The sequence below is a fragment of the Sphingobium sp. MK2 genome (assembly GCF_040170545.1).
In the GTDB taxonomy this organism is placed as follows: domain Bacteria; phylum Pseudomonadota; class Alphaproteobacteria; order Sphingomonadales; family Sphingomonadaceae; genus Sphingobium.
On record NZ_JAZDXA010000011.1, the window covers coordinates 38563 to 60752 of the forward strand.

A 22190-nucleotide genomic window follows, 5' to 3' on the forward strand; every position below is an offset into this window, starting at 1 on the left:
CGCAATCCCTATCAAATCATCGCCATGCCGCCATTCACATGCAGCGTCTGGCCGTTGACATAGCCCGCCTCGCGGCTGGCGAGATAGACCACTGCCGCGCCGATATCGGCGCCTTCGCCCAGATCGCCGACCGGGATCTTCTGCAGGATCGCGCCCTTCTGCGCGTCGTTCAGCGCATCGGTCATCGCCGAACGAATGAAGCCCGGCGCGACGCAATTGACGGTGATGCCCCGGCTCGCCAGTTCCTGGCCCAGCGACTTGGACATGCCGATGATCCCGGCCTTCGACGCGCAATAATTGGACTGGCCCGGATTGCCGGTGACGCCCACGACCGACGTGATCGAGATGATGCGGCCAAAGCGCGCCTTCATCATCGGCTTGGCGGCGGCACGGCACAGCCGGAATGCGGCTTCCAGATTGACCGCAATCACGGTCGACCATTCCTCATCCTTCATCCGCAGGATCAGATTGTCGCGCGTCACCCCGGCATTGTTGACCAATATGTCGAGCTTGCCGCCCAGCGCCTCGACCGCCTGCGGCACCAGCGCATCGACCGCAGCCGGGTCCGACAGGTTGCACACCAAAGTCTTATGATCTCCGCCCAGCTCCGCCGCGAAGGCCTTGAGCTTCTCCTCATTGCTGCCCGACAACGCCAGCGTAGCCCCCTGCGCGGCCAGCGACCGGGCAATCTCGGACCCGATCCCGCCCGAAGCGCCCGTCACCAGCGCGGTCATTCCTGTGAGGTCAAACATGGTCAGTCTCCTTATTCTATTTGGTTCACGCGGAGGCGCGAAGACGCGGAGGGGACATAGTCGTTGACTATGCGCTTCACCCCTTCCTTGAGCGTGGCGCCACCGAAGTTAATCAGAAGCCCTACGGGCTGGTTGGTCAGGCGAAGATAGGTCAGCAATTGTTTGGCATGGGCAGGGTGGAGGCGTTCGGTCGACTTGATCTCTACCAGCAAGCGGCCATCGACCAGGAGGTCGATCCTGAAAGCCGCCGTGAAATCCAAACCATCATAGCTGATATCCACGGGTTTCTGCCGTTCAACGCGATGGCCCATGGCCACAAGCTTGGCCGCCAGTATCATTTCGTACACATTTTCGAGCAGTCCCGGTCCCAGATCGCGATGCATCCGCAAGGCGAGGTCAAGAACGTCTCCGCTGATGCGATCGATATCCGCCAAATTCCCTCCGCGTCTCCGCGCCTCCGCGTGCCCAAAATCCTGTACCCGCAACCCTATAGCATGGCCGGTCAGTCTCCTTTGAACATTGGTGGGCGGCGGTCGAAGAAGGCGTCTATCGCCTCGTCATGGTCCGCCGTCGCATGGGCCAGCGCCTGCATCGCGCCTGCCATTTCGAGTATTTGGCTTAATTCCGCCGTCTGCGCCGCGCGCAACAGCCGTTTGGTCATACGGGTCGCGTGAGGCGGATTGGCGGCGATGGCGTCGGCCTGCGCGCGGGCGACATCCATCAGGTCCGCGTCAGGAACCACGGCACCCACCAACCCGATGCGCAGCGCTTCGTCCGCATCGATCGTCTCGCCGGTCAGCGACAATTGGCTGGCCTTGGAGAAACCGACGATACGCGGCAACAGCCAGGCCCCGCCATCCCCCGACACCAGCCCCAGCTTCACGAAACTCTCGGCAAAGCGCGCCGATTGTGCCGCAATGCGCAGGTCGCACATACAGGCCAGATCCATCCCCGCACCGATCGCCGGGCCATTGACCGCCGCGATCACCGGCAGTTCGATCGCCTGGAACAACAAGGGCAAGCGCTGGATACCCGCCCGATAATTGCGCCGCGTCTGCGCCGGCAGTCCCGCGCGCAGGCCTCCCGCATCGGGCCGCATGGCATTGAGGTCACCACCCGACGAAAATGCGCTCCCTGCACCTGTCAAAATCGCGACATGGATCGACAGGTCGCGATCCGCCGCCTCGAACACGGCACACAGCGCATCGACCATCGCCGGGTCGGAAATGGGATTGCGCCGGTCGGGCTGGTTCAGCGTGACCGTCAGGACCGCGCCATCCCGCTGGGTGAGGACAGCGCTCACAGCGCGCCCAGCGCCGCCTCGATATCGTCCATCGTCACGATGCTGCGCACCGTGGCGTCGGGGGCGATGCGCTTGATCATCGGGGTCAGCACCTTGCCGCCTATTTCGACAAATTCGGTGACGCCTGCGCCCCACATCGCCGCCACGGATTCACGCCAGCGCACCCGCCCCGTGACCTGCTCGACCAGCCGCAGCTTGATCTCATCCGGCTCGGCGATCGGCGCGGCCAACACATTGGCGTAAACCGGCAGCAGCGGCGCGACCAACGCAACCTCGGCCAAGGCCTGCGCCATCGCATCGGCCGCAGGCTGCATCAATTCGCAATGGAAGGGCGCGGACACCGGCAGCAAGATGCCGCGCTTGATGCCATGCTCCTTCACCATCGCCACGGCGCGGTCGATCGCGCCCTTGTGCCCTGAAATCACGACCTGGCTCGGATCATTGTCGTTGGCGATGGCGCAAACCTCGCCCTGCGCCGCGGCATCGGCCAAAGCCTGCGCTTTCTCGATGTCGGCACCCAGCAAAGCGGCCATTGCCCCCTCGCCCACCGGCACCGCCGCCTGCATCGCCTGCCCCCGCAGCCGCAGCATCCGCGCCGTCGTGCCAGCGTCGAACGCCTCGGCAGCACACAGCGCGCTATATTCGCCCAGGCTATGGCCCGCGACATAATCGCCCTTCTGCGCGATCGAAAAACCGCCCTCGCGCTGCATCACCCGCAGCGTCGCGATGGCATTGGCCATGATCGCGGGCTGGGCATTTTCGGTGAGGGTCAGGTGATCCTCCGGCCCCTCCGCCATCAGCCGGAACAGGTTGAAGGACAGGGCGTCATCGACCTCCTGAAACAGTTCCCGCGCGGCCGGGCTGGCGTCGGCCAGGGCCTTGCCCATGCCAACCGACTGGCTGCCCTGACCCGGAAATACAAATGCGCGCATCATCCATCCTCTAACCATCAACCAAAAAAGTGCCGATATTCAACGTCGTTACACTTTGAGACATAAATGCCATTGAGACGTACACGACCCTGCGGCAGTCAGGGCGCGCACGCTTTACCGCCATCTGTTCTGGCGCGTGGCGGCCCCTTTAACGATGACGGAGTGCTAGGAAAAGGTGCGATATCGCTTTGCAGGGATATGTGGGACGGCGCTGAGCCTGTCGGCCTGCGCCGTCGGCCCGGACTATCGACCGCCACAGGCCATATCGATGGGGGTGCCCGCCACCTATTATCAAAATGTCGGCACCGCCCAGAATGAGGCTGATCTCGCCCTTTGGTGGACCCGGCTCAATGATCCGACGCTCTCGGCACTGATCGACACGGCCATCGCCAACAATCTGGACATCGTCCAGGCCCAGGCGCGGCTGCGCCAAGCACGCGAAAGTCTGGCGCAAAGCAATGCAGCCTTCCTGCCGCAGCTCAATGCGTCGGGCAATGGCGGCAAAAATTACCGCAGTCAGGCGGGCGGCACGCGGGTTGATGACAGCGGCAACGTCATCAGCACGGGCGAGAGCAATTGGTCGAGCAGCTATTCGGCCAATACGTCAGCCAGTTGGCAGATCGACCTGTTCGGACGCCTTTCTCGAACGGCGGAGGCCGCGCGGGCGGAACTTGCCGCGTCCGGTTATGACCTTGCAACGGTTCGACTAACGATCATTTCCGAACTGGTCACCAACTATGTACAGGCGCGGCTCGCGCAGGAACAGTTGCGGATCGCGCGGGAAACGGAACGGGTTCAGCAGGATAATTTCGACATTGCCGGGTGGCGCTTGCAGGCCGGTCTCGTCTCCTCGCTGGACGAGCAGCAGGCCCGCGCCCAACTGGCGCAAACCCGTGCCTCCATCCCGCAGCAGGAAGCCAATCTGCGCGGCAGCCTCAACCGCATTGCCGTCCTGACCGGACAGGCCCCCGGCGAAGCAACCCGTACGCTCGAAATCCCCGCCCCTATCCCGACCGCCGCACCGCAAATCGCCCTCGGCATCCCCGCCGACACCTTGCGCCAGCGACCCGATGTGCGCAGCGCCGAACGGTCGCTCGCGGCTGCGACCGCGCGGATCGGCGTGGCACAGGCGCAGCTTTACCCCTCGCTCGGAATCAGCGGCAATCTGGCGACAACGTCGAACGCTTTCAGTGATCTGTTCAGCCTCATTACGGGCGGCGTGTTCGCCAATGTGTCGCAGGTCATCTTCGACGGCGGCCGCCTTGCCTCGCAGGTCCGCTCGCAACGGGCCGCAACCGACGCCGCTTTTGCCGCCTACAAGCAAAGCGTGCTGACCGCACTGGAAGATGTCGAAAATGCCATGGCTTCGCTCGCCAGCGCGCGGACGCGGCAGGCCGAATTTGCCATCGCTTATGATGCGTCGAACAACGCCGCGCTGCTGGCGCGCAGCCAATATCAGGCGGGCCTTATCGACTTTCAGACGCTGTCGAATACCGAAACCACCCTTTTGAACGCGCGCAACAGCCTCGCCACCGCCCGGTCCGACGAAATTCTGGCCATCGCCCGCCTCTATGACGCGCTGGGCGGCGGCTGGCAGAGCATGGACAACCGCCCCATCGATGAGCAAAAATCATGAGCAATGACGTGACCACCGATCCGGCCCTCGACGAATTTCTCGGCGCCAAGCCCGCCAGACCATGGCGCAAATGGGCGATCAGGGGCGGCGTCGGTGCCGTGCTACTCATCGTCATCTTGTTGCTGGCACAGTGCTTCTCCGGTGACGACCAGCCTAATTACGCGACCCGTGAAGTGCGCAAGGGCAGCCTGACCGTTGCCGTGTCCGCCACCGGGAATCTCAAACCCGTCAATCAGGTCGATGTGGGGTCCGAACAGTCGGGCAAGATCACCGCCGTCTATGTCGACGTCAATGATCGCGTGACGCGCGGCCAGCGGCTGGCCGAACTGGACACCCGCCGACTGGTCGATTCCGTGAACCAGAATCGCGCGCAGCTCTCGTCCAGCCAGGCCAGTGTGGCCCAGGCTGAGGCCCAGGTCGCGCTCGCCAAGGCGACGCTCGATCGTCAGCTCAACGTCTATCAATTGTCCGGCGGCAAAGTGCCCGCCAAGACCGAGATCGACACGGCACGCGCCAATCATCAAAGCGCGGTCGCCAGCCTGCGATCAGCGCAGGCACAGGTCGATGTCGCCCGCGCACAGTTGTCCTCCGCGCAGACCAACCTGTCGATCGCGCAGATTGTTTCGCCGGTAACCGGCGTGGTCCTCTCGCGCGATATCGAACCGGGCCAGACTGTTGCAGCGTCGTTCAACGCCCCTGTGCTGTTCACCATCGCCGAAGACCTGACCGAGATGGAGGTCGAGGTGTCGGTCGATGAAGCTGATGTCGGTCAGGTGAAGGACGGCCAGAGCGCGACCTTCGCGGTCGATGCCTTCCCTGGCCGCACCTTCCCAGCCAAGGTCAGCCGCGTGAATGTCGGCTCGAACGCCAGCAGCACCTCGTCATCCTCTACCACCACGACCAGCACGACGGGCACCGTGGTCGCATACACCGCCGTTCTGACGGTGAATAATGAGGATGAAACGCTGCGTCCCGGCATGACCGCCACCGCTGACATCGTGACCCAGGAACTGCGCGACGTGCTGCTGATCCCCAACAGCGCCCTGCGCTTCAAGCCCAGCGCAGGCGCAAAGGGCGGCGGCATCACCAGCGTCCTGCCCGGCCCCGGCCGGATGCGGCGCGGCGGCAATACCCGTCAGGTCAATTTCGGCGCGGGCAGCAGCCAGACCGTCTATGTGCTGGATGCAGACGGCAATCCCAAGGCGGTGCAGGTCACCATCGGCGCCAGCGACGGATCGCGCACAGCCATCACCGGCGGCGAGATCAAGGAAGGGATGCGCGTCATCACCGGGCAATTGGCCGCCGGCCAGGAAGCCCCGGCCGAGGACCAGCGCCCCGCTGACACCGATGCCAAGGCATCCGACCGCCAACGCAATCCGGCAGCGGACGGCAAGCCCGCCAGCGTCGGCACGCTCGGCAATTCGGGTGACAAAGCCCCCGAAACCGCGCCTGTCGCCCCCACCGAAACGCGCGGCACTGGCCGACCGAGCGGGACGTAAGGCGCATGGCGATCGCACCGATCATCTCCTTGCGCGGAGTCACCAAAGTCTATGGCGAAGGCCCGACCGCCTTTCAGGCATTGAAGGGCATCGACCTCGACATCGAACAGGGTGATTTCGTCGCGGTGATGGGGCCATCCGGCTCCGGCAAATCGACGACGATGAACATTCTGGGCTGCCTCGACGTGCCCTCGGCGGGCACCTTCCTGTTCAAGGGGCACCATGTCGAAACGCTCGACCGCGACCAGCGCGCCCTGCTGCGCCGCCGCTATCTTGGCTTCGTGTTCCAGGGCTTCAACCTGCTCTCCCGCACCACCGCGCTCGAAAATGTTGAACTGCCGCTCATCTATCGCGGCGAGGACAAGAAGACGCGCTATGACCTCGGCATGGCCGCGCTCGACAAGGTGGGCCTCAAGGAGTGGTGGGACCATACTCCCGCCGAACTGTCGGGCGGCCAGCAACAGCGCGTCGCCATCGCCCGCGCCATCGTCACCAGCCCCGACGTGCTGCTGGCGGACGAGCCGACCGGCAATCTCGATTCGGAACGATCGGTGGAAATCATGGAATTGCTGACCGACCTCAATCAGAACAGCGGCATCACCGTGCTGATGGTCACCCACGAACCCGACATGGCCGCCTTCGCGCGGACCATCGTCCATTTCAAGGACGGTCTGGTCGAACGGATCGACAATGAGGTGACGGCGTGATGGGGATAGCGATCAAGCCTTCTCCCCGTGGGGGAGAAGGATACGCAGCCTTAGGCGCGAAGCGACTTAGGCGGAGTTGGAAGAGGGGGATAGGCCCTCGCGGCGGATCGCTGCCCCCTCTCCAAGCGACGCTAGCCAGCAAGCTGGCAAGCTTGGCTATCCTCTCCCCCAAGGGGCGAGGAGAGTTCGGATGCTAGGCACCACCATCACCCTCGCCTTCCGCGCGATCAACCGGCACAAGCTGCGCAGCTTCCTCACCACGCTGGGCATCATCATCGGCGTTTCCGCCGTCGTGACCATGGTGACGCTGGGCAATGGCGCGACGGCGGCCGTGCGCGAGCAGATCAGTTCGCTCGGCGCCAACGTCCTGCAATTGCGACCCGGCCAGGGCTTTGGTCGCGGTGGCGGTGGCCCTCGCCCCCCCGACTTCAAGCCCGCCGACCTGACCGCGATCGAAAATCAGTTGACTGGCGTCCGCGCGGTCGCGCCACTGGTCCAGTCCAGCGGCACCGCCATTTATGAAGGCAATAACTGGTCCACCACCGTCTATGGCACCACATCGGCCTATTCCGAGGTTCAGCAATGGACCACCGATGTCGGCCGCCTGTTCCTGCCCGAAGAAGAAGAGGCCGGACGCCCGGTCTGCATCATCGGCAATACCGTGCGCACCAACCTATTTCAGGGCGCGGACCCGGTGGGTCAGCGGATGCGGATCAAGGGCGTCTCCTGCCAGGTGATCGGCGCGCTCAAGACGCGCGGCCAGGGCGGCTTTGGCGATCAGGACGATGTCGTCGTCATGCCGATCAAATTCGTGCAGCGTCGCTTCACCGGGAACCGCGACATCAGCCAGATCATGGTCGCGGTCGACGACGCCTATGACACCGCTGCGGTGCAGACCAGCCTTGAAGAACTCATGCGCGAACGGCGCAAGATCAAGGCCGGGTCTGAGGATAATTTCAACGTGTTCGACACCAAGCAGATCAGCGACACGCTCACCGGCACCACCACCATCCTGACCCAGATCGTCGGCGCGGTGGCGGCCATCTCGCTGCTCGTCGGCGGCATCGGCATCATGAACATCATGCTGGTGTCCGTGACGGAGCGGACCCGCGAAATCGGCATCCGCCTCGCCATCGGCGCGGTCGCGCGCGAAGTGCTGATGCAGTTTCTGGTCGAAGCGATCGTGCTGTCCTGTCTTGGCGGCCTGATCGGGCTGTTGCTGGCACTGGTTGCCACTTTCGCCATCGCGCCGTTGATGCAGGTGCCCTTCCTCTTCGACATCAAGGTCAACCTGATCGCCTTCCTCTTCTCTGCGGCAATCGGCGTCGTGTTCGGCTATTTCCCGGCACGGCGAGCAGCAGCCCTCAACCCCATCGACGCGCTACGGCACGAATAAGCAATAAGCCCATCCTCCCCCGGCGGGGGAGGTGGCTGGCGCAGCCAGACGGAGGGGTGTCCGGCTATCCATCTAGCGCCCAAACCCCTGAAATCCCGCCTTTCCTGAACAGCCATTCAGCCAAAACACCCGCTTGATACAATTTCCGACATCTTCGCCTCTTCCTGGCACATCCTCGCGACAAGCGCGGCCTATCTCTGTTCTCGACGCCGCAGAGGGCGCCAGAAACACAGGCAAAGGAGCAAGCTCATGTTCAAGAAGATCATCATGGCCCTGGCCACCACAACCCTGGTCGCCAGCCCCATCATCAGCGCGCAGGCCCAGGCCCAGAGCTACGGCCCGCAGCACCGCCAGCAGCAGACCCGCACGGTCGTCAAGCAACAGCCCAACGGCCGCACCGTGGTCAAGCAGAAGACGACCGTCCGCAACAACGGCAATGTCTATCGTCCCAACCGCAATGCGGTGGTCAATCATCGCTGGGCCAAGGGTCAGCGCTTCGACCGTCGCCAGGCTACCAACTACCGGGTGATCAACAATTATCGCGGCTATCGCTTGAACGCCCCACCGCGCGGCTATCAGTGGGTCCAGTCGGGTAACGACGCGGTCCTGATCGCCCTCACCAGCGGCATCATCGGCGCCGTCATCGGCGGCGCGATCCGCTAAATCCCATACCTCCCGACAGCCGGAGGGTCGCATGGATGCCCCAGGGGTTCTCTCTCCCCCCTGGGGCATTTCCCTGTCTGATCCAGGTTAAATACCCAATATTAAGGGATTTTCCCCTATAGGGATGCAAACGGGCCGAACCGGGAAAGTCCATGTCACTGCATCAGATCATGTATATCAGCACCGTCGTCGGCACGGTCACGCTGCAGGAATGCGCTGAAGTCGCGCAACTCTCCGCCGTCAACAATCAGCGCGACGATGTGACCGGCCTCCTGCTGTTCAACTCGCGCCGCTTCCTCCAGGTGCTGGAAGGGCCAAAGGATGCCGTCGAACGCATCTTCGCCCGCATCTATGACGACCCACGCCACCGCGCCGTCGTCAAATTGCGCGAAGGGGCTATCGACACGCGCGAATTTGGCCAATGGGCAATGGCCTATGACGACCCCACTCGGCCGTCGCACAGCCTGAAGGACAAGGTGGCCGCCTTGCTCGAACGGGCCGGTCCCTCGACCCGCGCCCATTTCATCGGCTCGGCAGACCTGCACCGCTCGGCCGCCCGATAAGGGATCAGACCATCCCGGTCAGATAATAGACCGCGATCACCACGAAGACGGTCAGCGTCTTGATGAGCGTCAGCGCGAAAATATCCTTATAGGCCTGCCGGTGGGTCAGCCCCGTCACCGCCAGCAGGGTAATGACCGCGCCATTATGCGGCAGACTATCCATGCCCCCCGACGCCATCGACGCCACCCGGTGCAGCACCTCGCGCGGGATGCCCGCCGCGTCGCCCGCCAGCATGAACTGGTCCGCCATCGCGGCCAGCGCGATCGACAGGCCGCCCGAAGCCGATCCGGTGATCCCGGCAAGCGACGTCACGGTGATCGCCTCATTGATCAACGGATTGGGGATCGCCTTGAGCGCTTCCCTGACGACCAGAAAGCCGGGCAGCGCCGCGATCACCGCGCCGAAGCCATATTCCACCGCCGTATTCATGCCCGCCAGCAAAGCGCCCCCCACCGCCGCCTTCGACCCTTCGGCAAAGCGCTTGGCCACGGTACGGAAAGCAAACATCAGGATCGTCGCAATGCCGAGCAGCAACGCGCCCTCCACCGCCCACAGCGCGGAAACCTGCGCCACCTGCACCTCAACCGGCGCGGCCATCCCCACCAGCGACAAGGTGACGACATCGCCGCTCACCCAGCGCGGAATCGCCATCGTCAGCAACAAATTGCCGACCCCCACCACCAGGAGCGGCAGCAGCGCGATCAGCGGATGCACCGGGGCGGCGTCCTCCACCGGCTCCGGCTCGTTCACCAGCGTTTCAGGCGCACCATAGCCCTCGCCCGCCGCCATCAACGTCCGCCGCCGCCAGCCCAGATAAGCCAGCCCCATCGCCGCGATGCAGATCGACCCGATCGTCCCCAGCACCGGCGCGGCCCAGGTGGTCGTGCCAAAGAAACTGGTCGGAATGATATTCTGGATCTGCGGCGTGCCGGGCAGCGCATCCATGGTGAAGGTGATCGCGCCAAGGCCGATGGTCGCTGGCACCAGCCGCTTGGGAATGTCGGCGCGGCGAAACATCTCGGCGGCGAAGGGATAGACGGCGAACACCGCCACGAACACCGACACCCCGCCATAGGTCAGCAGCGCCGTCACCAGCATGATCGCCGGAATCGCCCGCCCCGCGCCCACCACGCCGATCACCGCCGTCACGATCGCGCGGGAAAAGCCCGAAATCTCGACCAGCTTGCCAAACAGCGCGCCCAGCAGGAACACGGGGAAATAGAGTTTCAGGAAACTCGCGACCTTCTCCATGAACAGGCCGGAAAAAGCAGCAGGCACGGCGGCTGGATCAGTCAGGAACACCGCCAGCATCGCCAGCAACGGCGCCATGATGATGACGCTCATCCCCCGATAGGCCGCGATCATCAGCAGGATCAGTGATAAGGCAGCAATCGCAACGGCCATATACTCTCCTGCTCCTCAAATTTTATGTCCGTTCCCCGGCGAAGGCCGGGATCCAGTCCAAACGTAACAACTCGACCCCGGCCTTCGCCGGGGAACGCTTTGCCATGGTGGCGCACTATCTATATTCAGTCTGCGCTGGCAAGTCTGGCGGATCACATAGCCACGCGAGCCCCTTGCCATTCCCCCGCATTTCCGCCATAGGCCCGCCTTCGCGACGGACCGGGGTGACTCGCTCTAGTGCGAAGATACGGAACGAGACGACAGCCGGAGGGGCGCTGCACATGGGGTGCGCGTCAGCAATCGGCCAACAGAAAAGGCATTATCATGGCTCTGTACGAGCATGTGTTCCTTGCGCGCCAGGATCTGGCACAGGCGCAGGTGGACGCGCTGGCGGAAATCGCCACCAAGATCGTCGAAGAGAATGAAGGCAAGGTTACCAAGGTCGAGACCTGGGGCCTGCGTTCGCTCGCCTACAAGATCGCGAAGAACCGCAAGGCGCACTACGTCATGCTGAACATCGACGCGCCGGGCAATGTGATCGCGGAGCTGGAGCGCCAGACCCAGATCAACGAAGACATCATCCGCTACATGACCGTCAAGGTCGACGAGCTGGAAACCGGCCCGTCGGTGATGATGCGCAAGCAGGAGCGTTCGGAACGTGGTGATCGCGGTCCCCGCGGTGATCGTGGCGACCGGGGCGATCGTGGCCCGCGCGAAGACCGTGGTGATCGTGGCCCCCGCCGCGACCGCGACGAAACCGCTGGCGAATAAGGAGACCTGAACCATGGCACGCCCATTTTTCCGCCGCCGCAAGAGCTGCCCCTTCGCCGCCAAGGATGCGCCGAAGATTGATTATAAGGACGTCCGTCTGCTGCAGGGCTTCGTGTCCGAACGCGGCAAGATCGTCCCCAGCCGCATCACGGCCGTTTCGGCCAAGAAGCAGCGCGAACTGTCCCAGGCCATCAAGCGCGCCCGTCATCTGGGCCTGCTGCCCTACATCGTGAAGTAAGGGAGTAAGCCCCATGGAAATCATTCTGCTCGAACGCATCGAGAAGCTCGGCGCCATTGGCGACATCGTAACCGTCAAGGACGGCTATGCCCGTAACTTCCTGCTGCCGAACAAGAAGGCGCTGCGCTCCAACAACGCTAACAAGAAGCTGTTCGAGGCCAACCGCGCCAAGATCGAAGCCGACAATGCTGCCCGTCGTGCCGACGCGGAAGCCGCGGCCGATGGTGTCAACGGCACCCAGATCGTCCTGATCCGCCAGTCGTCCAACGCTGGCGCGCTTTATGGGTCGGTTGCGGTTCGCGACATTCTCGAAGCGCTCAACGCGCAGGGCATCAGCAATGTGACCAAGTCGATGATCGTGCTGGAACGCCCGATCAAGACGCTCGGCGTGTTCGACGTCAAGGTTGCGCTGCACCCTGAAGTCGTGACCACGATCCAGGTCAACGTCGCCCGCTCGCCGGAAGAAGCCGATCTCCAGTCGCAAGGCGTGGACGTGATGGCTGACCTGTTCGAAAAGGACGAGAGCGGCTTCACCGAAGACTATGATCCTAACGCTGAACCAGGCGAAATCGCCACGGACAAGGCTGAAGACGAAGCCCCGGCCGAAGACGCCTGAGCCTCCTCTTCCGATCAAACGAGAAAGCCGCCCCGCAACGGGCGGCTTTTTTGTTGATACCGCACAAAGGGTTGGCCCTTGACGTGCAAGTAAATGCTGCACTGCAGGATCAAACCCGCGCGCAGCCCGTTACCCTTGTCTGGCTTGCATCTTGGTTGGCCAACAACCTGTCGCCAGCAAGGGACATCCCATGAAAAATCCGTTCGTGTCGGCCATGAAGGCCGCGAAACTGATGCAGAAAGGCCGCCCGATGTCGGCCGCCTTTGCCATGCATGGGCTACTGACAACCCCGGCCAAGCCCCCAAAAAAGGCTCCGACCCGCAAACCTGCCGTCAAGCGGACGCCCAAGCCGTCCCCGCCTGCCCGCCCCCTGCCCGGCAGCTTCATCGACGGCCTGTTCGAAAGCAAGCATGGCGCGATCCGCTATAAGCTCTACACCCCGACCGGCTCCGCGCGCCGCCGCATGCCGATCGTCGTGATGCTCCATGGCTGCTCGCAATCGGCAGGCGATTTCGCAACCGGCACCGGCATGAACGAGCTTGCCGACGAACGCGGCGTCATCATGCTCTATCCCGAACAATCCCGGTCGGCCAACATGGCCCGCTGCTGGAACTGGCACCGCCCCGGCGACCAGTTGCGCGGCAAGGGCGAACCGGCCCTGATTGCCGGGCTGACCCGCCACGCCATCGCGCTGTCCCGCGCCGATCCCACGCGCGTCTATATCGCGGGCATCTCGGCCGGCGGCGTAGCGGCCGCGATCATCGGCCAGGCCTATCCCGAACTCTTCGTCGCGGTCGGCATCCATTCCGCCCTGACCCGTGGCGACGTCAGCACCGTCAGCGGCGCGCTGGCCGCCATGCGGGGTCGCTCGACGAGCGAGACTCCGACCGGCCGCACACCCCGCCCCCGCCCAACCATCGTCTTTCATGGCGATGCCGATACGGTCGTCCACCCCTCCAATGCAGACGGCTTCCGGTCGCTGCTCGAACGATCGGCCCATGGCCCGCTGGTCAGCCAATCGGAACAGGGCACATCGGCAGGGGGTCGCGCCTTCACCCGCACCGAACATCGCGATGGGAAGGGCGACGTCATGCTGGAAAACTGGACCATTCATGGCAGCAGCCACGCCTGGTCGGGTGGCGCGCGCGCGGGTTCCTATACCGATCCCGCCGGTCCCGACGCCTCGCGCGAAATGCTGCGCTTCTTCCTCGCCCGCCGACGCAAGCCCGTGCGCAAGGCTGCACCCTGACGCCACGGAACGCCGTCCCGCGCGGCGCGTTGCGCTTGCATGAAAAACCCTGCCCTGATCGAAAAGCTGGCCCGCCATCTTGCCACGGACGCACCCGACGACTGGCCCGCCCGCGTTCAGGATGCGGCCAGCATCCTTGCGCTGATGAAAGAACCGGACGAAGCCATGCGCGCCGTCGGCGATGCGGCGATCTGGGAAGCGATGATTGACGCGGCGCTGCGCGAACGCTGGACTGTGGCGCAGCCAAACGCAACCGATAGCGATTCGGGCGGGTCGGACGAAGAAGGTGAAATCCGGTTAACCTGCGAAGCGGTCGGCCATGATCGGGCTGATTGGGTCCACATTCATCACGAGCGGGAGAATTGAACATGAAGGGTCTGTTCAAACTGGCCATCGTCACCGGCCTGGGTGCCATTGCGCTCAAGGGCTGGCGCGCATGGATGGGCGACGGCAAGGTGGCCGATGATCGCGGTGCCGTAGGCTCGTCAGGAATCGTACGTGACGCCGGGCCACAAGAAGGTATCGCCGAAGCGGATTGGGACAAGGTCGATGAACAGTCGGACCAGAGCTTTCCCGCCAGCGATCCGCCGGGCAATTACTAACCTATACACGCCATTGCTCCCCAGTCGCCCGGCCTCTATGAAGCGCGCACAAGGGGCGGCCGATCTCCGCCCATAATAGGGGAATAACCGTCCATGCCTTCGGGTCTGATTGCGCTGCTCGACGATGTCGCGGGCATTGCTCGCCTTGCCGCGACATCTTTGGACGACGTCGCCGCCGCAGCGGGCAAGGCGGGCACGAAGGCGGCGGGCGTGGTGATAGACGACACCGCCGTGACGCCCAATTATGTCATGGGCCTCAGCCCGGAGCGCGAGTTGCCGATCATCTGGCGGATCGCCAAGGGGTCGCTCCGCAACAAACTGCTCTTCCTTCTACCCGCCGCACTGCTCATCAGCGCCCTGGCACCATGGTTATTGCCACCCCTGCTGATGGTAGGCGGCGCTTTCCTCTGTTTCGAAGCGGCGGAAAAACTGCTGGAAGCGTTCCAGGGTGGTCATGACGTTGTCGAAGAAGCACTGGCGACCCTCAATTCCACTGATCTTGAAAATCAGAAAGTGTCGAGCGCGATCCGCACCGATTTCATCCTGTCGGGCGAAATCATGGCCATTTCGCTCGGCACCGTGGCGGACAAGCCGATCTGGGAGCAGGCGATCGTCCTGTTCGTCGTCGCCATCGCCATCACCGCGGGCGTCTATGGCGTCGTCGGTCTGATCGTGAAGATGGACGATATCGGCCTCCACCTCGCCCAGCGCGCCTCCTATGTCACCCGCGCGATCGGCCGTGGCCTCGTCAAGGCGATGCCGATCCTCATGAAGATCTTAAGCGTCGTCGGCACCGCTGCGATGCTGTGGGTCGGCGGCGGCCTCATCGTCCACGGCCTGCACGAATATCATCTCGATCTGATCCCGGACATGATCCACCATCTGGCGCAGGGCGCGGCCCAGGCCCTGCCCGCCATCGGCCCCGTGGTCGATTGGGTGGTGAATGCCATCGGCGCAGGCATTGTCGGCCTGATAATCGGTGCCATCATCGTCGCCGTGCTCCATCTCATTCCTCATAAAACGCATTAAGGCGCGGCCCTTGGCGTCCCCCTGGCGCATTGAAGCCAGCGCCCTCATCGTGCTGGCCCTGCCGATGATCGCGGGCAATATCGCCTGGTCGGCGATCGCTGCGACAGACCTGCTGCTGCTCGGCCGCCTCGGCGCGGAAGCGGTCGCAGCGGGCGCGCTCGCCATCAACCTCTTCCACGCCTTCCTGCTGTTCGGCATGGGTCTCGTCACCGCCGCCTCGCCGCTGATCGCCAGCGAGCGCGGCCGCCGCCGCCATTCGGTGCGCGACGTGCGCCGCACCGTTCAGCAGACGCTGCGCGCCGCCCTCTTCTTCGTCCTGCCCGCATGGGCGATCCTGTGGCAGTGCGAGGCGATATTGCTCGCCATGGGGCAGGATGCCGACCTGTCGCGCAATGCCGGACATCTCATGCACGGCATGCAATGGGCGCTGCTCCCTTTCCTCGGCTTCACCACGCTGCGAACCTTCATCGCCGCGTTGGAACGGCCGATCTGGGGCTTGCTCGTCATGCTGTGCGCGCTGCCGTTCAACCTGCTCATTGGCTGGGCGCTGATCTTCGGCCATCTCGGCTTTCCGCCGCTTGGCCTGTTCGGTGCCGGGCTGGCTGGCACCGTCTCATCGGCCTTCCTCTTCTTCGGCCTGCTCGGCGTCATCCTCATTGACCGGCGCTTCCGCCGCTATCGCATCCTGGGGCGTTTCTGGACCCGCGACCGTGAGCGGCAGCGACAGGTATGGGCGCTCGGCCTGCCGATCGCGATCACGCTCGGCTTTGAAACCACCGTGTTCAACGCCTCGGCGCTGCTCATGGGACTGATCGACCGCGATTCGCTCGCCGCCCATGCGGTCGCCATCCAGATCGCCGCCTTGGTGTTCATGGTGCCCATGGGCATAGGCCAGGCTGCCACCGTGCGCGTCGGCATCGCCCATGGACGGCATGATCGCGCCGGGATCGGCCGCGCTGGCTGGTTGGCGCTGATCCTGGGCACAGGCTTTGCCGCCGCCGCCGCCGCCGCGCTCATCCTGATGCCGCGAACCCTTGTCTCCGTGTTCCTCGACCTCGATAACCCCGCCAATGCCCAGACGATCAGCCTCGCCATCAGCTTCCTCGCCATCGCCGCCCTGTTTCAGCTTGTCGATGCCGCGCAGGCCGTTGGCGCGGGCGTGCTGCGCGGGTTGCAGGACACGACCATCCCGATGATCTTCGCACTCATCGGCTATTGGGTGGTGGGGATCGGCGTCGGCAGCCTGCTCGCCTTTCCGCTCGGCATGGACGGCCTCGGCATCTGGCTCGGCCTTGCCAGTGGCCTTGGCGTCGTCGCGATAATGCTGGTCATCCGCTGGTCCTTACGCGAGCGGCTCGGCCTCGTCCCGGCCTGATTGCGTCGTGCGTCCATGGTGCGGCGCACAAAGCAATTGAAAGAATCGGCAAAATCAGTCATGAATCGGACATCATGCAAGCCCCGACCGAGATTTTTGAAGCGATCGCGCTCCAGAAGTGCCTGAAGGTGACCTATAACAAGATGGTCGTCACCCTGGCCCCGCACATTCTCTACACGCGCCATGACGAATTGTTCATCGACGCTGTGACTGTCGATCGCGACGGCACCCCCCCGCGCGAACTCAAGCTCGGCACGTTCAAGCTGGTCGGCCTGTCCGACCTCAAGGTGCTGGATGAACAGTTCGAAGCGATGCACGGGCTCTATGACCAGAATGACGACAAATACCGCAACGTCACCCTGTTCGCCGTAGCCCCGGAAAGCGCCGCTGCCTGATCGGCGGAGGGCTACGCACAACCTCCGTTCGTTTCGAGCGAAGTCGAGAAACGCTGCGCTCAGGTTTCTCGACTTCGCTCGAAACGAACGGGTCGGGGCGCGCCCCCCTCACTTCTTCAACCGATACCCCGTCCGAAACATCCACGCGATAATGGCGATACACACCGCCAGCATCCCCGCGACGAACAACAGGCTGAACTCGATCCCCACATCCCCCTGACCAAAGAAGGTCCAGCGGAAACCGGAGATCAGATAGACGATCGGGTTGAAGAACGTGATCGTCCGCCACGGCTCGGCCAGCATCTGGACCGAATAAAAGGCCCCGCCCAGAAACGTCATCGGCATGATCAGCAGCATCGGGATCACCTGCAACTGCTCGAAACTCTGCGCCCATACGCCCAGAATGAAGCCGAACAGGCAGAAGCTGATCGCGATCAGCACCATGAACCCGGCCATCGCAAAGGGATGCGCCACCTGCACATCGACGAACAGATGCGCCGTCAGGAAAATGATGCTGCCGACGATCAGCGACTTGGTCGCCGCCGCGCCGACATAGGCAATGATCGTCTCGGTCGCCGACACCGGCGCCGACAGCAATTCATAAATGGTGCCGGTGAATTTAGGCATATAGATGCCGAAACTCGCATTGAAGATGCTCTCGGTGAACATCGACATCATGATGAGGCCCGGCACGATGAAGGCAGCATAGGGAATCCCGTCCACCTCCGTCATCCGCGACCCGATCGCGCCGCCGAACACCACGAAATAGAGCGAGGTCGTGATCACCGGCACCAGCAAGCCCGTCATCAGCGTGCGCCGGAACCGATGCAGTTCGAACAGATAGATGGCCGCAATGGCGCGCAAATTCTGGAGCATCACGCCGCCTTCTCCTGATGAACCAGGCTCACGAAAATATCCTCCAGGCTGCTCTGCCGCGTATTCAGATCCTTATACGCAATGCCCAGGTCCCCCAGCCGCCGCAGCAGCGACGACACGCCGGTCCGCTCCGCCTGCGTATCGAAAATATATTCGATCTCATGGCCATCGGCCTTCAGCGCCACGTCCCACTCGGCCAATTCGCCGGGCACGGTGGTCAGCGGCTCGGCCAGCACGACGCTCAGCGTCTTCTTGCCCAGCTTCTTCATCAGCGCGACCTTGTCCTCGACCAGCATCAGCTCGCCCCGGTTGATCACCCCCACCCGGTCGGCCATTTCCTCGGCCTCCTCGATATAATGGGTGGTCAGGATGATGGTGACGCCGGTCTGGCGCAATTCGCCGATCAGCGTCCACATGTCGCGCCGCAACTCCACGTCCACGCCAGCGGTCGGCTCGTCCAGAAACAACACGCGCGGCTCATGGCTCAGCGCCTTGGCGATCATCACCCGGCGCTTCATGCCGCCCGACAATTCCAAGATTTTGCTGTTGCGCTTGTCCCACAGCGACAGGTCGCGCAGCACTTTCTCGATATGCGCCGGATTGCGCGGCTTGCCGAACAGCCCCCGGCTGAACGTCACCGTGTCGATCACCCGCTCGAACTGGTCGGTGGACAATTCCTGCGGCACCAGCCCGATCGCCGATCGCGCCCCGCGATAGTCGCGCACAATGTCATGCCCGGCCACCGTCACGCTGCCGCCCGTCGCGCGCGCAATGCCGCAGATGATCGAAATCATCGTCGTCTTGCCCGCGCCGTTCGGCCCCAGCAGCGCGAAAATCTCGCCTTCCTCGATGGTCAGGTCAACACCCTTGAGCGCCTCATGTCCCGACGCATAGCGTTTGGTCAGGCCTTCAATCTCGATGATGGATGCCATGGATGGCTCTGCCCCTTATTGCGTTGCGGCAAAGATAGGGGGCCGATTGCCAAACGCAACCTATTCGCCCCGACGTGTGAACCGAAAGACCGTCGCAGGCGGAAAATTGCGCACCGTCTGACCGACACGCACGACATCCAGCCCCAGCGCCTCGATAACCTCCCGATTGACCGGGTGCCGCATCGAGTAGGTGAACTGCACGAAGCTGCCCCCCGGCTGCAACATACGGAAGGATTCGGACAATATGTCGTGATGCATATGCCGGTCCATCGCCAGCAGCGGTAGTCCGCTCACCACCACCTGATAATCGCCCGGTTCCCCCGCCGTCGCGGTCGACACGATCTGCGCCGGGGTTTCCAGCACCGATACCTGCGGGAAATGCCGCCGCAATCCGCGCGCAAAGGCGGGATTAATCTCCACCACTTCCAGCTTTTCGGGCGGCAGGCCGGTCTTGAGAATGGCGCGCGTGAACACGCCCGTCCCGCCGCCCAGTTCCAGCACCCGGCCATCACTCGGATCAATCTGCGCCACCATCAGCCGCGCGAGATAGCGGCTGGACGGCACGACCGACGCGGTCTGGCGCGGCTTCTGGACCCAGGCGGCCAGGAAATCGAGATATTCGGTGGCGCGGGCGCGAAATTCCCCGCTCGGCAGGGCGATTGCCCGGCTCCGCTTGGGCTTATGCTGCATGGGCGAAATACGACCGCTCTCTATCCATCGCGACTCCCTTAGCGAGCCGGAGCCGTCCCGTCGATTGGCTTTAGCGTTTCTATTCTCTCCTGCAGCCAATCAGCAACCGCCGCGATCCGCGCCAACTTGCGCAGGTCGCCGTGCATGACCAGCCAAAAGCTGCGCGTAATCTCCACCCGCTCGGCCATCAACGGCACCAACCCTGCGTCACGCCGGCCGATAAAGTCCGGCAACACGCCGATCCCCGCCCCCTCCGCAATCATCCTTTGCTGCATGATGATGCTGGTCGACCGCAGATGCGCCTCCAGCCCCGCCTCCACCTCGTCCAGATAGTCCAGCTCCGGCGAAAAGATGAATTCCGGCACATAGCCGATCAGCGTATGCCCACGCAGGTCAGCGGGCGTATCCGGCCGCCCCGCCCGCGCCAGATAATCCGGCGAGGCATAAAGATGCAGCCGATAATCCCCCAGCCGCCGCACCATCAACCGCCCCCGCTGCGGCCGCGCCAGCATCACCGCCATATCCGCCTCGCGCTTGGACGGATTGAGGAAGCCTGATGCGGTAATCAGGTCCAGCCGGATGCCCGGATGCCGCCGGTTGAAATCGCCCATCCCCGGTGCCAAGACCCAGGTGCCGAACCCTTCCGCCACCGATAGCCGCACCTGCCCCGCCAGCGTGCGCTCCTGCCCGCGCATCTCCTCGACAGCCGCCAGTGCCGCGCTTTCGGCCGCCTCGGCATGGCCCAGCAATTCCTGCCCCCGCGCCGTCAGGCTGCGCTCGCCCGCGCCCATTTCGAACAATTCGGCGTCCAGCGCCTTCTCCAACCGCGCCAGCCGCCGCGCGATCGTGGTCGCGTCGATCCCCAGCGCCCGCGCCGCCGGGGCCACCTTGCGCGCCCGCGCCACCGCCAGAAACACGCGCAGGTCATCCCAATCGAACATGCCGCCCCACCCCTGCAAAATTGCAGGCCACCCATGCATAACTTCCCCATTGCTTGCAATAACGCAAGCAGCCTAGAAGGCGGCAACAATTTGAGAGGATGCCTTCCATGCGTGAGATTTCGCACAAGCTCGCCTTCACCCATGACGCGCCAGCGACACGCTATAGCGACGTGTTCGATCCCAATAATGGCGGCGTCCAGGCCCGCGTGGCCTTGGGCGATGCTGCCCTGCTCGACCTCGCCGTCGCCGCTGCCAAGAAGGCGCAGCCCGCCTGGGCCGCCGTCAATCCGCAGCGCCGCGCCCGCGTAATGTTCAATTTCAAGGCGCTGGTCGAAGCGAATATGAACGAGCTGGCCCATCTGCTCAGCTCCGAACATGGCAAGGTGATCGCCGACTCCAAGGGCGACATTCAGCGCGGCCTCGAAGTCATCGAATTTTGCTGCGGCATCCCCCACGTCCTCAAGGGCGAATATACCCAAGGCGCAGGACCGGGCATCGACGTCTACAGCTTCCGCCAGCCGATCGGCATCGGCGCTGGCATCACGCCCTTCAACTTCCCCGGCATGATCCCGCTGTGGATGTCGGGCGTCGCCATCGCGACCGGCAACGCCTTCATCCTCAAGCCCTCCGAACGCGACCCCTCCGTGCCTGTCCGCCTCGCTGAACTGTTTCTCGAAGCAGGCCTGCCAGAAGGGATTTTGCAGGTCGTGCAGGGCGACAAGGAAATGGTCGACGCCATCCTCGACCACCCGGACATCAAGGGCGTCAGCTTCGTCGGCTCGTCCGACATCGCCCATTATGTCTATAATCGCGGCGTCGCCGCCGGAAAGCGCGTCCAGGCGATGGGCGGCGCGAAGAACCACGGCATCGTCATGCCCGACGCCGATCTCGACCAGGTGGTCAACGACCTGTCCGGCGCGGCCTTCGGTTCGGCCGGCGAGCGCTGCATGGCCCTCCCCGTCGTCGTCCCCGTCGGCGAAAAGACCGCCGTGGCTCTGCGTGAAAAACTCATCCCCGCGATCGAAGCGCTGCGCGTCGGCGTCTCCACCGATGCCGAGGCCCATTATGGCCCGGTCGTCACCGCCGCGCACAAGCAGAAGATCGAAAACTGGATCCAGACCGGCGTCGATGAGGGCGCGGAACTGGTGGTCGACGGTCGCGGCTTCACGCTGCAGGGCCATGAGGAAGGTTTCTTCGTCGGCCCCACCCTCTTCGACCATGTCACCACCGGCATGAGTGCCTATAAGGAAGAGATTTTCGGCCCCGTCCTTCAGATGGTCCGCGCCGACAGTTTCGAAGAAGCCGTCGCCCTCCCCAGCCAGCATCAATATGGCAATGGCGTCGCCCTCTTCACCCGCAACGGCCACGCCGCCCGCGAATTCGCCGCCCGCGTCGATGTCGGCATGGTCGGCATCAATGTGCCGATCCCGGTCCCCGTCGCCTATCACACATTCGGAGGCTGGAAACGCTCGGCCTTCGGCGACACCAACCAGCATGGCATGGAAGGCGTGAAATTCTGGACCAAGGTCAAGACGATCACCCAGCGCTGGCCCGATGGCGGCGTGGGCGACGCGGCCAACGCCTTCGTCATCCCGACCATGGGGTGATGGGATGGGGGAG

The 22190-nt window shown here is 63.7% G+C and carries 25 protein-coding genes; 16 read left to right on the top strand and 9 right to left on the bottom strand.

The window, feature by feature from the left end; genetic code table 11:
* Positions 1–11: 11 nt before the first annotated feature.
* From fabG to fabD, 4 genes are all read right to left on the bottom strand, one after another.
* A complete protein-coding gene (gene fabG, locus V2I08_RS07115; RefSeq protein WP_349634490.1) occupies positions 12–752 on the bottom strand; it encodes a 3-oxoacyl-[acyl-carrier-protein] reductase in 741 nt (246 codons plus the stop codon).
* Between the two features lie 11 nt (positions 753–763).
* Positions 764–1186, bottom strand: coding sequence for a GxxExxY protein (locus V2I08_RS07120; RefSeq protein WP_310224501.1), 423 nt, complete (start codon positions 1184–1186; stop codon positions 764–766).
* A 68-nt stretch (positions 1187–1254) separates the two neighbouring features.
* Positions 1255–2055 carry a crotonase/enoyl-CoA hydratase family protein gene (locus V2I08_RS07125; RefSeq protein ID WP_349634491.1) on the bottom strand — a complete coding sequence of 267 codons (801 nt, stop codon included), beginning with the start codon at positions 2053–2055 and terminating at the stop codon, positions 1255–1257.
* Complete coding sequence (gene fabD, locus V2I08_RS07130) at positions 2052–2987, bottom strand: ACP S-malonyltransferase (protein ID WP_349634587.1); 936 nt, start codon at positions 2985–2987, stop codon at positions 2052–2054. Before fabD ends, V2I08_RS07125 begins: the two co-directional genes overlap by 4 nt.
* A 175-nt stretch (positions 2988–3162) precedes the next feature.
* Here fabD and V2I08_RS07135 point away from each other — a divergent pair, with 175 nt between their 5' ends.
* From V2I08_RS07135 to V2I08_RS07160, 6 genes are all read left to right on the top strand, one after another.
* Positions 3163–4623 carry an efflux transporter outer membrane subunit gene (locus V2I08_RS07135; protein ID WP_349634492.1) on the top strand — a complete coding sequence of 487 codons (1461 nt, stop codon included), beginning with the start codon at positions 3163–3165 and terminating at the stop codon, positions 4621–4623.
* A complete protein-coding gene (locus tag V2I08_RS07140) occupies positions 4620–6122 on the top strand; it encodes an efflux RND transporter periplasmic adaptor subunit (protein WP_349634493.1) in 1503 nt (500 codons plus the stop codon). The genes V2I08_RS07135 and V2I08_RS07140 overlap by 4 nt, the downstream gene beginning before the upstream one ends.
* Before the next feature lie 5 nt (positions 6123–6127).
* The gene (locus tag V2I08_RS07145) at positions 6128–6829 is read left to right on the top strand and encodes an ABC transporter ATP-binding protein (protein ID WP_349634494.1); all 702 of its coding nucleotides are present in this window, start codon (positions 6128–6130) and stop codon (positions 6827–6829) included.
* Positions 6830–7019: 190 nt separating this feature from the next.
* Entirely contained in the window at positions 7020–8225 is a 1206-nt protein-coding gene (locus V2I08_RS07150; RefSeq protein WP_349634495.1) for an ABC transporter permease, read from the top strand.
* A 249-nt stretch (positions 8226–8474) separates the two neighbouring features.
* Positions 8475–8888, top strand: coding sequence for an RcnB family protein (locus V2I08_RS07155; protein ID WP_349634496.1), 414 nt, complete (start codon positions 8475–8477; stop codon positions 8886–8888).
* Between the two features lie 152 nt (positions 8889–9040).
* Entirely contained in the window at positions 9041–9451 is a 411-nt protein-coding gene (locus tag V2I08_RS07160) for a BLUF domain-containing protein (RefSeq protein WP_349634497.1), read from the top strand.
* Between the two features lie 4 nt (positions 9452–9455).
* Here V2I08_RS07160 and V2I08_RS07165 read toward each other — a convergent pair whose 3' ends face one another.
* A complete protein-coding gene (locus V2I08_RS07165) occupies positions 9456–10856 on the bottom strand; it encodes a GntP family permease (RefSeq protein ID WP_349634498.1) in 1401 nt (466 codons plus the stop codon).
* 324 nt (positions 10857–11180) lie between these two features.
* Here V2I08_RS07165 and rpsF point away from each other — a divergent pair, with 324 nt between their 5' ends.
* From rpsF to V2I08_RS07210, 9 genes are all read left to right on the top strand, one after another.
* Positions 11181–11627: a 30S ribosomal protein S6 gene (gene rpsF / locus V2I08_RS07170; protein WP_349634499.1), complete on the top strand. Its 447-nt coding sequence runs from the start codon at positions 11181–11183 to the stop codon at positions 11625–11627.
* A gap of 13 nt (positions 11628–11640) precedes the next feature.
* The gene (gene rpsR, locus V2I08_RS07175) at positions 11641–11865 is read left to right on the top strand and encodes a 30S ribosomal protein S18 (RefSeq protein WP_006950194.1); all 225 of its coding nucleotides are present in this window, start codon (positions 11641–11643) and stop codon (positions 11863–11865) included.
* Positions 11866–11878: 13 nt separating this feature from the next.
* Positions 11879–12481, top strand: coding sequence for a 50S ribosomal protein L9 (gene rplI, locus V2I08_RS07180; protein ID WP_349634500.1), 603 nt, complete (start codon positions 11879–11881; stop codon positions 12479–12481).
* Positions 12482–12671: 190 nt separating this feature from the next.
* Complete coding sequence (locus V2I08_RS07185; RefSeq protein ID WP_349634501.1) at positions 12672–13730, top strand: PHB depolymerase family esterase; 1059 nt, start codon at positions 12672–12674, stop codon at positions 13728–13730.
* Positions 13731–13769: 39 nt separating this feature from the next.
* A complete protein-coding gene (locus V2I08_RS07190) occupies positions 13770–14096 on the top strand; it encodes a hypothetical protein (protein WP_349634502.1) in 327 nt (108 codons plus the stop codon).
* A gap of 2 nt (positions 14097–14098) precedes the next feature.
* Positions 14099–14332: a hypothetical protein gene (locus tag V2I08_RS07195; RefSeq protein WP_310224527.1), complete on the top strand. Its 234-nt coding sequence runs from the start codon at positions 14099–14101 to the stop codon at positions 14330–14332.
* Between the two features lie 93 nt (positions 14333–14425).
* Complete coding sequence (locus V2I08_RS07200) at positions 14426–15361, top strand: DUF808 domain-containing protein (RefSeq protein WP_349634503.1); 936 nt, start codon at positions 14426–14428, stop codon at positions 15359–15361.
* Positions 15362–15371: 10 nt separating this feature from the next.
* The gene (locus V2I08_RS07205; protein WP_349634504.1) at positions 15372–16736 is read left to right on the top strand and encodes an MATE family efflux transporter; all 1365 of its coding nucleotides are present in this window, start codon (positions 15372–15374) and stop codon (positions 16734–16736) included.
* A gap of 74 nt (positions 16737–16810) precedes the next feature.
* Positions 16811–17131 carry a hypothetical protein gene (locus V2I08_RS07210; RefSeq protein WP_037479154.1) on the top strand — a complete coding sequence of 107 codons (321 nt, stop codon included), beginning with the start codon at positions 16811–16813 and terminating at the stop codon, positions 17129–17131.
* 108 nt (positions 17132–17239) lie between these two features.
* Here the strand turns inward: V2I08_RS07210 and V2I08_RS07215 are convergent, their stop codons facing one another.
* The 4 genes from V2I08_RS07215 to V2I08_RS07230 are packed head-to-tail and all read right to left on the bottom strand — an operon-like array spanning position 17240 to position 20570.
* Positions 17240–18007, bottom strand: coding sequence for an ABC transporter permease (locus V2I08_RS07215; protein WP_405053627.1), 768 nt, complete (start codon positions 18005–18007; stop codon positions 17240–17242).
* Positions 18007–18939 carry an ABC transporter ATP-binding protein gene (locus tag V2I08_RS07220; protein WP_349634505.1) on the bottom strand — a complete coding sequence of 311 codons (933 nt, stop codon included), beginning with the start codon at positions 18937–18939 and terminating at the stop codon, positions 18007–18009. The genes V2I08_RS07215 and V2I08_RS07220 overlap by 1 nt, the downstream gene beginning before the upstream one ends.
* Before the next feature lie 60 nt (positions 18940–18999).
* The gene (locus tag V2I08_RS07225) at positions 19000–19629 is read right to left on the bottom strand and encodes a methyltransferase domain-containing protein (protein WP_349634506.1); all 630 of its coding nucleotides are present in this window, start codon (positions 19627–19629) and stop codon (positions 19000–19002) included.
* Between the two features lie 38 nt (positions 19630–19667).
* The gene (locus tag V2I08_RS07230; RefSeq protein WP_349634507.1) at positions 19668–20570 is read right to left on the bottom strand and encodes a LysR family transcriptional regulator; all 903 of its coding nucleotides are present in this window, start codon (positions 20568–20570) and stop codon (positions 19668–19670) included.
* 107 nt (positions 20571–20677) lie between these two features.
* Between V2I08_RS07230 and V2I08_RS07235 the strand changes: the two genes are divergently transcribed.
* Positions 20678–22177, top strand: coding sequence for a CoA-acylating methylmalonate-semialdehyde dehydrogenase (locus V2I08_RS07235; RefSeq protein WP_349634508.1), 1500 nt, complete (start codon positions 20678–20680; stop codon positions 22175–22177).
* Positions 22178–22190: the final 13 nt, after the last annotated feature.

What these genes read in the sequence shown, in the direction of transcription:
- V2I08_RS07200 (WP_349634503.1), top strand. Translation starts at nt 14,426, where the DNA reads ATGCCTTCGGGTCTGATTGCGCTGCTCGACGATGTCGCGGGCATTGCT.
- V2I08_RS07140 (WP_349634493.1), top strand. Translation starts at nt 4,620, where the DNA reads ATGAGCAATGACGTGACCACCGATCCGGCCCTCGACGAATTTCTCGGC.
- V2I08_RS07215 (WP_405053627.1), bottom strand. Translation starts at nt 18,007, where the DNA reads ATGCTCCAGAATTTGCGCGCCATTGCGGCCATCTATCTGTTCGAACTG.
- V2I08_RS07190 (WP_349634502.1), top strand. Translation starts at nt 13,770, where the DNA reads ATGAAAAACCCTGCCCTGATCGAAAAGCTGGCCCGCCATCTTGCCACG.
- fabD (WP_349634587.1), bottom strand. Translation starts at nt 2,987, where the DNA reads ATGCGCGCATTTGTATTTCCGGGTCAGGGCAGCCAGTCGGTTGGCATG.
- V2I08_RS07230 (WP_349634507.1), bottom strand. Translation starts at nt 20,570, where the DNA reads ATGTTCGATTGGGATGACCTGCGCGTGTTTCTGGCGGTGGCGCGGGCG.
- V2I08_RS07210 (WP_037479154.1), top strand. Translation starts at nt 16,811, where the DNA reads ATGCAAGCCCCGACCGAGATTTTTGAAGCGATCGCGCTCCAGAAGTGC.
- fabG (WP_349634490.1), bottom strand. Translation starts at nt 752, where the DNA reads ATGTTTGACCTCACAGGAATGACCGCGCTGGTGACGGGCGCTTCGGGC.
- V2I08_RS07165 (WP_349634498.1), bottom strand. Translation starts at nt 10,856, where the DNA reads ATGGCCGTTGCGATTGCTGCCTTATCACTGATCCTGCTGATGATCGCG.
- rpsR (WP_006950194.1), top strand. Translation starts at nt 11,641, where the DNA reads ATGGCACGCCCATTTTTCCGCCGCCGCAAGAGCTGCCCCTTCGCCGCC.
- rplI (WP_349634500.1), top strand. Translation starts at nt 11,879, where the DNA reads ATGGAAATCATTCTGCTCGAACGCATCGAGAAGCTCGGCGCCATTGGC.
- V2I08_RS07195 (WP_310224527.1), top strand. Translation starts at nt 14,099, where the DNA reads ATGAAGGGTCTGTTCAAACTGGCCATCGTCACCGGCCTGGGTGCCATT.
- V2I08_RS07160 (WP_349634497.1), top strand. Translation starts at nt 9,041, where the DNA reads ATGTCACTGCATCAGATCATGTATATCAGCACCGTCGTCGGCACGGTC.
- V2I08_RS07150 (WP_349634495.1), top strand. Translation starts at nt 7,020, where the DNA reads ATGCTAGGCACCACCATCACCCTCGCCTTCCGCGCGATCAACCGGCAC.
- V2I08_RS07185 (WP_349634501.1), top strand. Translation starts at nt 12,672, where the DNA reads ATGAAAAATCCGTTCGTGTCGGCCATGAAGGCCGCGAAACTGATGCAG.
- V2I08_RS07225 (WP_349634506.1), bottom strand. Translation starts at nt 19,629, where the DNA reads ATGCAGCATAAGCCCAAGCGGAGCCGGGCAATCGCCCTGCCGAGCGGG.
- V2I08_RS07155 (WP_349634496.1), top strand. Translation starts at nt 8,475, where the DNA reads ATGTTCAAGAAGATCATCATGGCCCTGGCCACCACAACCCTGGTCGCC.
- rpsF (WP_349634499.1), top strand. Translation starts at nt 11,181, where the DNA reads ATGGCTCTGTACGAGCATGTGTTCCTTGCGCGCCAGGATCTGGCACAG.
- V2I08_RS07220 (WP_349634505.1), bottom strand. Translation starts at nt 18,939, where the DNA reads ATGGCATCCATCATCGAGATTGAAGGCCTGACCAAACGCTATGCGTCG.
- V2I08_RS07235 (WP_349634508.1), top strand. Translation starts at nt 20,678, where the DNA reads ATGCGTGAGATTTCGCACAAGCTCGCCTTCACCCATGACGCGCCAGCG.
- V2I08_RS07145 (WP_349634494.1), top strand. Translation starts at nt 6,128, where the DNA reads ATGGCGATCGCACCGATCATCTCCTTGCGCGGAGTCACCAAAGTCTAT.